The organism is Agriterribacter sp., assembly GCF_035444585.1.
GTDB lineage: Bacteria > Bacteroidota > Bacteroidia > Chitinophagales > Chitinophagaceae > Agriterribacter.
The window spans coordinates 1-10,833 of sequence record NZ_DAOMOZ010000172.1 but is presented as its reverse complement, the minus strand read 5'-3'; the positions used below and the strand labels follow the sequence as shown (position 1 = coordinate 10,833).

Annotated in this window: 11 protein-coding genes and 1 tRNA gene; 3 read left to right on the top strand and 9 right to left on the bottom strand. The window is 44.3% G+C overall.

The window, feature by feature from the left end; all coding sequences use genetic code 11:
• Positions 1 to 457: 457 nt before the first annotated feature.
• The 3 genes from PLH26_RS16275 to PLH26_RS16265 form a co-directional block, all read right to left on the bottom strand.
• The gene (locus tag PLH26_RS16275) at positions 458 to 901 is read right to left on the bottom strand and encodes a VanZ family protein (protein WP_324587086.1); all 444 of its coding nucleotides are present in this window, start codon (positions 899 to 901) and stop codon (positions 458 to 460) included.
• 12 nt (positions 902 to 913) lie between these two features.
• Positions 914 to 1,294 carry a glycine cleavage system protein GcvH gene (gcvH, locus tag PLH26_RS16270; protein ID WP_324587085.1) on the bottom strand — a complete coding sequence of 127 codons (381 nt, stop codon included), beginning with the start codon at positions 1,292 to 1,294 and terminating at the stop codon, positions 914 to 916.
• 133 nt (positions 1,295 to 1,427) lie between these two features.
• Positions 1,428 to 1,778, bottom strand: coding sequence for a hypothetical protein (locus tag PLH26_RS16265; RefSeq protein WP_324587084.1), 351 nt, complete (start codon positions 1,776 to 1,778; stop codon positions 1,428 to 1,430).
• A gap of 176 nt (positions 1,779 to 1,954) precedes the next feature.
• On the opposite strand from PLH26_RS16265, the gene PLH26_RS16260 reads away from it, so the two are divergent.
• Entirely contained in the window at positions 1,955 to 3,631 is a 1,677-nt protein-coding gene (locus PLH26_RS16260) for a hypothetical protein (protein ID WP_324587083.1), read from the top strand.
• 650 nt (positions 3,632 to 4,281) lie between these two features.
• The gene (locus PLH26_RS16255; RefSeq protein ID WP_324587082.1) at positions 4,282 to 4,938 is read left to right on the top strand and encodes an NAD-dependent epimerase/dehydratase family protein; all 657 of its coding nucleotides are present in this window, start codon (positions 4,282 to 4,284) and stop codon (positions 4,936 to 4,938) included.
• A gap of 48 nt (positions 4,939 to 4,986) precedes the next feature.
• Here PLH26_RS16255 and PLH26_RS16250 read toward each other — a convergent pair whose 3' ends face one another.
• From PLH26_RS16250 to bshA, 5 genes are all read right to left on the bottom strand, one after another.
• Positions 4,987 to 6,042 (bottom strand): NAD(P)-dependent alcohol dehydrogenase, encoded by a 1,056-nt coding sequence (locus tag PLH26_RS16250; RefSeq protein WP_324587081.1) that lies wholly within the window; start codon positions 6,040 to 6,042, stop codon positions 4,987 to 4,989.
• A gap of 477 nt (positions 6,043 to 6,519) precedes the next feature.
• Positions 6,520 to 6,606, bottom strand: a tRNA-Ser gene (locus tag PLH26_RS16245).
• A gap of 58 nt (positions 6,607 to 6,664) precedes the next feature.
• Positions 6,665 to 7,708 carry an asparaginase gene (locus PLH26_RS16240; RefSeq protein WP_324587080.1) on the bottom strand — a complete coding sequence of 348 codons (1,044 nt, stop codon included), beginning with the start codon at positions 7,706 to 7,708 and terminating at the stop codon, positions 6,665 to 6,667.
• A 2-nt stretch (positions 7,709 to 7,710) separates the two neighbouring features.
• On the bottom strand, positions 7,711 to 8,484 hold the full coding sequence (locus PLH26_RS16235; protein ID WP_324587079.1) for a TatD family hydrolase: 774 nt from the start codon (positions 8,482 to 8,484) through the stop codon (positions 7,711 to 7,713).
• Between the two features lie 43 nt (positions 8,485 to 8,527).
• Entirely contained in the window at positions 8,528 to 9,700 is a 1,173-nt protein-coding gene (bshA, locus tag PLH26_RS16230; protein ID WP_324587078.1) for an N-acetyl-alpha-D-glucosaminyl L-malate synthase BshA, read from the bottom strand.
• Between the two features lie 136 nt (positions 9,701 to 9,836).
• Between bshA and PLH26_RS16225 the strand changes: the two genes are divergently transcribed.
• The gene (locus PLH26_RS16225; protein WP_324587077.1) at positions 9,837 to 10,229 is read left to right on the top strand and encodes a hypothetical protein; all 393 of its coding nucleotides are present in this window, start codon (positions 9,837 to 9,839) and stop codon (positions 10,227 to 10,229) included.
• A gap of 11 nt (positions 10,230 to 10,240) precedes the next feature.
• Here the strand turns inward: PLH26_RS16225 and PLH26_RS16220 are convergent.
• Positions 10,241 to 10,833: SAM-dependent methyltransferase (locus PLH26_RS16220; protein ID WP_324587076.1), on the bottom strand; the 593-nt coding region annotated here is incomplete at its 5' end.

Here is a 10,833-nt window from a genome sequence, read left to right as displayed (position 1 = left end):
GCGGGTATATGTATTTCCAGCTTCCGGGGTTGTTTACCAGTATCATAAAAGCTACTGCGGCTCCTCTAAATACATCTAAAGCGTAAAAGCGTTGTTTCAAAAATCGGGAGTTGAAGAAAACTAAAGATACATATTGTGTATAAAAAAAATGAACCGGCGTGGGTAACAATGGGTATCGGAAAGGGATATTATTCTCTGCTAACAGGGAAGAAGCCTGGTTTCAAATAATAAACCGAATGAATAACAGTTCTTTAAGAGATTTTTACAAATCATTAGGATTGTATTGATTGGTTTTTCCTGAACTTTGCTTCAAGAAACAATGGCATCGTAATTGCAATTAAATTTTGTATATTACGTTTATAAAAAGTTCTTTAGAATATTTTAACGAAACAGGATTAAACCTTTTTACCTTGTTTTGCGTCTTAATATAAAGAGATTGTAAAAACAGTCAATTTTCTCATAAGCAGTTAGTTTTGGTTGCGGCCTCTATTTCTATAGAGGCCAATTTTTTTTTATGGTCGTTCCCCTGTTTCTTTGAAAATAAAAAACGATAGCTCAACCACCCGCTCAGGGAACCAATAATATCGGCTATCATATCACCCGTTTCAAAACCCCTGTTGGCTACCCAGTACTTCTGAACATATTCCATTCCGATGCCATATATGCACGAAATGAGAAAAATGAGCAAAAATATCCACAAAGACCTCCGGACATTTGAATACCCGATATACCTGCACCATAAAAATACCTGCACAGCAAACAGGAAAACATGAACGATCTTGTCAAAAAAGGGGATCTCAGGTCCTTCGGGGAAATCTTTTCCCGGTATGATCAGCAAAATAAAAATGATAACAGACCACATAGCAGGAAGCCATATGGAGTGCGGCAATTTTCCTTTCATATGCAATTAACATCAGCCCTGTACAAGAGCAGCATAAGCATCGGCCGTGAGCAGGGTTTCTACATCTGCGGCATTATCCACTTTCACTTTAACCATCCAGCCTTCTCCGTAAGGATCGGTGTTTACCAATTCGGGCCGATTATTGAGTTCAGGATTGATTTCAGCTATAGTTCCTGTTACAGGTAAAAAAAGATCGCTTACGGTTTTCACTGCCTCTACGGTACCAAACACAGAATCTGCAGCCAGGTGCTGATCCAGGGTCTCAATTTCAACATACACGATATCACCCAATTCATTCTGGGCAAATTCGGTAATGCCGATTATTGCCGTATCACCTTCCAAACGAACCCATTCGTGGTCTTTGGTGTAACGCAAGTTTTCAGGAAAATTCATGGTTTGAGTTTTTGTGCTGCAAAGGTTACAAAAAACAGTTGGATTAATCCCGGTTACCGATAAATCTCTTTCCTGCATAAAAGCCACTGGTTAACAGCCGATCCCCTTCTTATCGGTCCTGGTCTGATGATCTTTATATAAACTGATGGTTTTCAAAGTACAGGAGAACGTGGTCTTTCATAAAATTTTCCTGTTCCATTAAATTCATAACCGGAAGAGGTATCAACTGCCTGAAATGCGGCCACCCGTCATCATCCACCTTTTCCAGCTCGTAGTACCCGCTTTGCGCAAGCAAACTGCAAACGGCCACATGCATTAAATCCTGTTTTTGTTCCTTGGTAAACTTATTTCGCAATTCTCCGAACTCCTGTATACCGATCAAAAATAAAATGGCTTCCATGTCGGGTTTCTTTCCGAAACGCTCCACCAGTTTTGCTTCAAGATTCCACCAGCGCGTTTGTAAATCACTTTCAATATTGTTCATAACAGCAAAAATACGGGGATTTGAAATGTCCCGGGCTTACAGCAAAACAAACCATCTGGTTCATAAATCCTAAAGAGGTGTAGCTTAAATTCACATGCGTGCCGGAAAGTAAAATCTATCCGCCTGCCGGAACGGGCAGGTTTTATGAATGAAAAATTTCATGTAGGTTTGAGCCTATGACTTCAATCAACCAGTTTTCCCCGCGCTTCATTTCAATATTGCTGCTGTTTTGTTTTGCCGGTTGTAACAGCCATTCGCCAAATGCTACAAACCATGAGCAGCGTCCCAGAATAGTGAACATCGTTAATTTCATCCGCCTGCTGGAGCCAAGGATCGCTGAGATCACAGAGGATGTGCTGTACCAAACCGTGGTAAAGCAGGTGCAGATCATGCAGCAGCACCATTTGCCCGGCACTTTTTTATTGCAGTATGATGCGCTGATGGATGAGCGTTACCAGCAATTGCTGAAAAAGCTTCCCCCATCTTTTGAAGTAGGCGCCTGGTGGGAAATTCCACAGCCGCTGGTAGAAAAGGCCGGGCTAAAGTGGCGGGGCCGTTACCCGTGGGACTGGCATGCGCATGTTGGGTTTTCTACCGGCTATACGCCAGGGGAGCGGGAGCAGCTTGCGGACGTATATATGCAGGATTTTAAAAAAATATTCGGTTATTACCCAAAGTCTGTTGCCTCGTGGTTTATTGATGCCCATACGCTGAATTATTTGTATGAGAAGTATAAAATTGTTGCTTCTGCCAATTGCAAGGACCAGTTGGGCACGGATGGATATACCTTATGGGGCGGTTACTGGAACCAGGCTTACTACCCCAGTAAAATAAATGCATATATGCCTGCCCAAACCCAAAAGAACCAAACGCCTGTTCCCATTTTCCGGATGCTGGGCAGCGACCCGGTACGGCAATACGATGATGGGGGAAACGGCAGCAACGGGCAGGGCGTGATAACGCTGGAGCCTGCATCTCAGCCTGGTGGCGGTGATTCGGCCTGGGTGCACTGGTATTTTAAAGAATTTGTGGAGGGGCAAAGTATGGAATATGCTTATGTGCAGGCGGGGCAGGAAAACTCTTTTACGTGGAACGCCATGGCAAAGGGTTTTGAGATACAGATGCCATTGATCGCCCGTTTGCGGAATGAAGGAAAGGTAAAAGTAGAAACGCTGGCGGCATCCGGCGAATGGTTCCGCAATAAATATCCGGTTACACCGGCAACATCTGTTACGGTGAACAATGACCTGAACGGAAGCAATAAAAAAACAGTATGGTTCAACAGCCGCTTTTACCGTTTCAATTTGTTGTGGGAAAACAATACCCTTCGCTTCCGCGATATCCATATTTTCAATGAAAATTTTCCTTCCATATATACAAAAGAAAGAGCCACATCCAACGAGTGTTCTTTTTTTACCCTTCCTTTTGTTGACGGCTATCGCTGGGGCATCGCCGGTAAACCTGCAGCATTGCAGTTCCGGATCATTTCCGATGGTAAAGCAATACCCATGGAAGGCGGCACTCCTACCATAAACGATGATGTTCCCGGCAAGCTTCGCATAGAATGGCCATTGAAATCGCTGAGCGGAACACTGGTAATGGATGCGGACGAAAAACAAATACAGCTAAAAGTAGAAGGAAACAAAACGGCCGATTGGTTCCTGGATCTTTCGGCTGGTGACACAGCCTTGTTGCCTTTCACAAAAATAGCCCCGCATACTGTAAGTTGCAGGTTTGAAGGAATGGATTACCAGGTCAAAGCATCCAAAGGAAACTTTTCAACGTCTGCAGGCGATGCAGTTATCCGCATCAGGCCCGAAATGGGTACGGTGATATTGAATTTTACACAATGATGAGGCAATAAGCATGGCAAAAGCAAGATCGGGTTAATTTTGCTTTTTACCGCGCATGAATCGGGTTTGATAACTTATGTTCCCGAAAATTTTCTGGTTTAATTTTTTTTCCATTTCTTAGCTTCAGGAGCCGGGAGACCTGATCTTTACTGTAAAAGTGAGTAATTTCTGCTTACTGTTCCCTTACTTAACCCCATTAATAAATAAAATATGATAATAATAATAGGTATCCGGCAAACATTCCCATCTCCTTTTGCGGGCAATCGCTATACCTGCGATGGTTTTGTATTTTTGCCGCAGTAGCGGAACGTACCAGTGGCCCGTGGCGGGCAAAGAAACAGTTAAAACAATACCCTGTACAGGACCCGATATAAAACAATTTCGCTTATTGTTAACCAACCGGTTGCTATGAATTTTTAAGGTAGATCAAGTTTTCTCATGTTGGCCTTCTACCGGTCTGCGAGCGTTGTTTCTACAACACTCAACATTTTTATGGGATTGCTTCAATACATAAACCGGTACCAGGTAACCCTTCAATAGTTTCCGCACCGGCCCGGGTACAGAGCGAGATCCCATACAAAAACAGTGCGGGCTGATTGGGAAAACACCATTGGCTTTTTCTCCCGATCTTTATTTACAAATACAAAGCAATGGCTGGTATCAAAGTGGTCATCACCGGGGCAACGGGCATGGTAGGTGAAGGCGTTCTGTTTGAATGCCTTCAAAATTCCGAAGTTGACGCAGTGCTGATCGTGAACCGCAGGCATTACGAATTGCAGCATCCAAAGCTCAAAGAATTGATCGTGCCTGATTTTTTTAAGCTTGATAACCATGCGGAACAGGTAAAAGGTTATGATGCCTGCTTCTTTTGCGCAGGCATCAGCTCTTTAGGCATGAAGGAAGATAAGTTCAGGCATATCACCTGCGATACAACGCTGGCCTTTGCCAAAAGCCTGCTGAAAGTGAACAGCGGTATGGTGTTTACATATGTATCAGGCAGCCATACCGACAGCACGGAAAAGGGCAGGGTAATGTGGGCGCGGGTAAAGGGCAAAACAGAAAATGACCTCGCTGCATTGCCGTTTAAGGCTGAATACAATTTTCGCCCGGGCGCTATGCTGCCTTTCCCGGAACAGAAAAACTGGAAGACGGTATACAAATGGATTGTGAAGATCATTAGGGTACTGTCGCCGAAAAGCGTACTGACCATGGAACAGGTAGGCCGGGCCATGATCAACACGGTTACGAAAGGGTATGCTAAAAATATTTTAGAGATCGGCGACATACGGGAGCTGGCCAAAGCCTGATCTCCATCAGCGCGATTAAAACCTGTTCTTGGATGCAAAAGAGCGAAACTATACTTTCAATGAAGCCATATCAATCACAAAGCGGTATTTTACATCGCCTTTCAGCAGGCGTTCATAGGCCTTGTTGATGTCCTGTATTTTAATAAGTTCGATGTCTGACGTGATATTATGTTCACCGCAAAAATCCAGCATCTCCTGTGTTTCGGCAATACCGCCAATGGTTGATCCGGCGAAGCTTTTCCGGCCGGGTATAAGGCTGAATGCCGCTATGGGTAAAGGATGTGCCGGGGCTCCCACCAATGCGAGGGTGCCATCGGTTTTCAATAGTTTTAAATAGGCATTTACATCGTGCTGAGCAGACACACAGTCCAGCACAAAATGCAATGTACCGGCGCTTGCTTTCATTTGCGCTTTATCCTTTGATAAAATTACCTCATCTGCGCCAAGGCGTTTTGCATCTTCAACTTTTGAAGGTGAGGTTGTAATGACCACAACATGTGCTCCCATCGCTTTAGCCAGTTTTACACCCATATGGCCCAATCCGCCAATACCCACTATACCTACCTTTTGGCCGGGGCCTGCTTTCCAGTGTTTCAAAGGCGACCAGGTAGTTATTCCTGCGCAAAGCAATGGTGCGGTAGCTGCCAGATCGAGGTTACCGGGAACACGCAAAACAAAATCTTCATCCACAACAATGCGTTCCGAATAACCGCCGAAAGTTTGCCTGTTCAAATGCTTATCTGCGCCGTTATAGGTTTGGATATTCCCCTTTTCACAATATTGTTCCCATCCTTTCCTGCAGTATTCGCATTCGCGGCAACTGTCTACCATACAACCAACAGCCGCCAGATCTCCGACTTTAAATTTGGAAACGCCGCTACCAACTTTGGTAACACGGCCCACGATTTCGTGTCCGGGAACATTCGGATACACTGTGCCGTGCCACTCGTTACGGGCTGTATGTAAATCGGAATGACAAACACCGCAGTATAAAATGTCAATCTCAACATCTTTTGCAGTTGCTTCACGACGGTCAATGTGCATCTGTTTTAAATCTGCCTCCGGCGCTTGCGTACCAAATGCTTTAACCGTGTATGTATTCATGGTTTATCTGTTTGATGTGCCTATGCAAGTTATTAAATATTAATTTGAGCGGGCGATGTGGTTTGGTTGCAGGGACATATCCTTTTGTATGCCTGACAAATCGTTCTTTTATGCTGATGGTGCAACCAACATAGTGTTTTTTATTACTGAGCTCAGGGATGTGAACGCAGTACCACATGAAGGCTCAATATAATCAGAATATCAGAAATTTTATACTAAACGGACCTTGTCCGTGTGCCGGCGCTGAAGCTCTGGCGCAGGCGTCCGTAGCCCGCTATTGAATATCATGACTGAGGATGAAGTTATCACGTGTAGAAAAGCCCGCCTGCGCTAAAGCTTCGGCGGGCGGGCATGATCCAGTAAATGACCGTTCGCTTTGCTCACTTCCATTTTTATTTCCAGTCGTTTTGCAAAGTAACCTTTGCACACTCCTGAAAACAAAAATGCCCCGCTTATGCGGGGTCATTTACTGGCTTGCGGAGAGGGCGGGATTCGAACCCGCGATACAGTTTCCCGTATACACACTTTCCAGGCGTGCTCCTTCAACCACTCGGACACCTCTCCTTTTTTGAAGGACTGCAAAAATAGTATTATTAGGCTTAGTGCCGACAGGCGGCTTTATTTATTTTTTGCTAAGCTCGCCTTTTAAAGAAACTTCAAGCAGTTGCCTGACTTTTTCCACCGGGTATTCCTGGCCCAGCAGGAACATCAATTTGGTAACCGCTGCTTCAAAAGTCATATCATGCCCGCTAACAACTCCTGCCTCTTTCAGGTAAGCGCTGGTTTCATATCGCCCCAGTTCCACCGATCCGCCATCACATTGCGTTCTGTCTAACACAATAATGCCTTTGTCAATGTTTTTTTTCAATTCATTAATAAACCATGGAGCCGTAATCGTATTTCCATTACCGAAAGTTTCAAGGATAACAGCCCTGAGCTCCGGGGTATGTAACACCCCGCTTACAGCATGCTGTGTAATGCCGGGGAACATTTTGAGCACCGCTATACCGGCGTTAAACCGGGTATTGATCCTGAAAGGCTCCTTCGGATATTCTAATATAAACTGGTCATTATAGTTAATATCTATACCCGCTTCAGCCAATGGGGGGTAATTGAATGAATTAAAGGCTTCAAATGTTTCCGTATTGTATTTTTTGGCACGGTTTCCCCGGAACAAATAATAGTCGAAATAAATGCAAACTTCAGGTACCCGGGCTTTACCGTTTTTTTTGGCGGCGGCAATTTCCATAGTGGTAATGATGTTCTCTTTGGCATCGGTGCGTATTTCGCCTATGGGTAACTGTGAGCCGGTAAGTATAACAGGCTTGGCAAGATTTTCGAGCATAAAGCTGAGCGCCGATGCGGTAAAAGCCATCGTATCGGAGCCATGCAAAATGATAAACCCATCGTAGTTTGTATAATTATCATGAATGAGATTGGCCAGTTCAATCCATATTTCCGGCGACATATTGGAGGAGTCTATGGGAGGATTAAAAGCATGCATGTCAAATTCATACCCCAGTTTGGCAAGCTCCGGTATATGGTATTTTATTTCACGGAAACCCATGGGCACAAGTGTGCCGGTTGCATCGTCGGGGGCCATTCCAATGGTGCCCCCGGTATAAATGATAAATAATCTCGCCCCGGGTGAAGAAGCGTCCGGCATATTTAACTGTTGTTTTGGAAAACGAATGTAGCATTTGCACTGGTGATCCGCGCAATTTCTTCAGGCGTGGTGTTTTTGATCCCGGCCAAAGCAGCTATAATATACTTCAGGTAAGCGCTTTCATTTCTTTTGCCGCGTTTGGGCACGGGAGCAAGATAAGGCGCATCTGTTTCTAAAACCAAATGATCCAGACTTATATGATCCAGTACGGCAGGCAGCCCCGATTTTTTATAGGTCAGCACACCGCCTATGCCCAGGTAAAAGCCGAGACCTGTTATTTTTTCAGCTTCCTGCAGGGTGCCGCCAAAACAATGAAAAATACCTTTTAATCCGCTGCCGGCATATTCAGCAACCACGTCTATGCATTGCTGCATGGCATTTCTCGTATGTATTACTATAGGTAACCGGTATTGCAGTGCCAGTTCTGTTTGTCGCCGGAAAGCTTCATACTGTTGTATTTCAAAAGTGCGGTCCCAGTAAAAATCAAGCCCTATTTCACCAACGGCTGCAAAACGCCTTTTTTGCAGCCAGCTTTCTACTGTTTGCAATTCTTCGTTATAGTTGGCACCAACAGAGCAGGGATGCAGTCCCATCATGGGTATGCAAACGCCTGGGTATTTTGCCTCCAGTTGCAGCATACTTTCAATGGAAGAACTGTCTATATTGGGGAGATAAAATTGCTGAACACTTTCGTGCTGCGCATTTGCAATCACCTGCTCAATATCATTTTCAAATTCCTCCAGGTACAAATGGCAATGTGTATCAATAATGGTCATGATTTTTCTTTAAGTCCTGCACATTGAGGCACGTGCTTCACATTTACTTCTGTATTTCCGGCACCTTGTTTTCTTTATGCTGTCCTTTGCAAAATCCCTCATACAATTTTTCATACAAATGCTCATACTGAGGTACAATACGGGTAATATCAAAGTTTTCGGCCTGTTTTCTGGCATTGGTTTTAAAGCGCTTAAAAGTGTTTTCATCTTTTAAGATATCTATAGCGTACTGTGCCATCTGGGTGGTATCGCCGATATCGGCCATAAAGCCGTTTTCTCCCGGTGTTATAATTTCGGGTAACCCGCCAACATTGGTAGACACTACGGGTGCCCCACCCGCCATAGCTTCCAGCGCCGATAAGCCAAAGCTTTCATATTCTGAAGGGAGTAAAAACAGGTCGGTTACGGCAAAGATCTCCTCCATATCCTGTTGCTTGCCAACAAAGCGTATTTCGTCGCACAAATTCAATTCCCTGCATAAGGCTTCTGCCATCGGTCTTTCGGGTCCATCGCCCACCAGTAATAGTCTGGAAGGGATGACATCATTCAATTTTTTGAATATGTGAATAACATCATCTATGCGTTTTATTCTTCTGAAATTGGAAGCATGCAGTATAATACGTTCATTATCCGGTGCAATAACTTTACGGAAAGCATCAATAGGCTTTTTGCTGAAGCGCTGTACATCCACAAAGTTGTAAATCACCTCTATATCTTTTTCAATCTTAAAGGTGCGGTAGGTTTCTTCCTTCAGGTTTTCCGATACAGCCGTTATGGCATCGCTTTGATTGATGGAAAAGGCCACAACAGGCGCATAGGTTTTATCGCGGCCTACCAGGGTAATATCCGTACCATGCAGGGTGGTTATTACGGGAACATACTTGTTCTCTTTTTGAAGGATCTGTTTGGCCATGTAGGCAGAAGAGGCATGCGGAATGGCATAATGAACATGCAGGAGATCGAGCTTATTGTTTTTTACCACATCTACAAGGGTGCTGGCCAATGCCGATTCATAGGGAGGATAATCAAACAAAGGATAAGTCGGAACTCTCACTTCATGGTAAAACATATTGGCACGAAAACCGGTAAGCCGTACCGGTTGACGGTAGGTGATAAAATGAACATTGTGTTCTTTGTCGGCCAGCGCCATGCCCAGCTCTGTAGCCAATACACCGCTTCCGCCAAAAGTAGGGTAGCAAACTATTCCTATATTCATATATTGTATTTTAAAAGATGAGCGAAGTTAACTATTCTAACCGGGCTATAGGAACGGGCGGAAAGTGAATTTTATATTATACCTGTGCAACAGTATTTCAGCTACATTGATTAAATTGGCATTTCAAACACCACATATGAAAAAATTCTTTCGTATTTTTTTGCTGCTTGTTATAGTTGCACTGGCCATATTTATTTATGTGCGTTATTATTTTGTTCTGGGAGAAGGTGTAAAATCGGGAGAACTGAATTATTGCGTAAAAAAAGGATATGTGTTTAAAACCTACGAAGGAAAGCTTATCCAGTCGGGCATCCGTTCCCTTTCGCCCAACACCATACAGTCGTACGACTTTGAGTTTTCTGTAACCAATGAAAAGGTTGCAAAAACATTAATGGCCAACTCCGGCATGGTGTTCGATCTGTATTACAAGGAATATAAAGGAGCCATTCCATGGCGGGGATTCAGCCGGTATGTTGTAGACAGCATTGTAGCCATGAAAGACCCGAGGAATGGCAATATCGTACGTTAACTACATGCGGGTCAACTTTCGCCCAGTATAAAGATCGCCGGTTTTTTGTGCAGGTCAGGCTTATCTTTTTTCCATTCTGTAATGCTTTTTGTTTTAATGAATTCTTCAGGAGAAGTGAGGGCGGCGGCTATGCACAGGCGTGTAAGCGGGTTGCAGGTTTTGAGCAGCGTATCGAGCAGTTGATTGTTCCGGTATGGGGTTTCAATAAATATTTGGGTGCAATGTTTGCTGATCGCTTCGTTTTCAATAGCCTTTACTGCTTTTATTCTTGCCGTATGGTCTATCGGTAAATAGCCCGCAAACCTGAAATGCTGCCCGTTCATACCACTGGCCATCAATGCCAGGATAATGGAACTGGGACCTACCAGAGGCTTAACCAATGCGCCGGAAGATTGAGCGGCCGCCACTAAAATTTGCCCGGGATCGGCAATGCCGGGACAGCCGGCTTCACTGATCACGCCCACCGTTTTATTGTTCTTCAATGCTGCTGAAAAAATGGATTGTACCGCCTGTTCTGCTTTGTGAATGGTGTGCCACTCATAATCATCGATCACCATTTCTTTCCAGATGCTTTTTAAAAAGCGCCGGGCGGTCCTTTCATTTT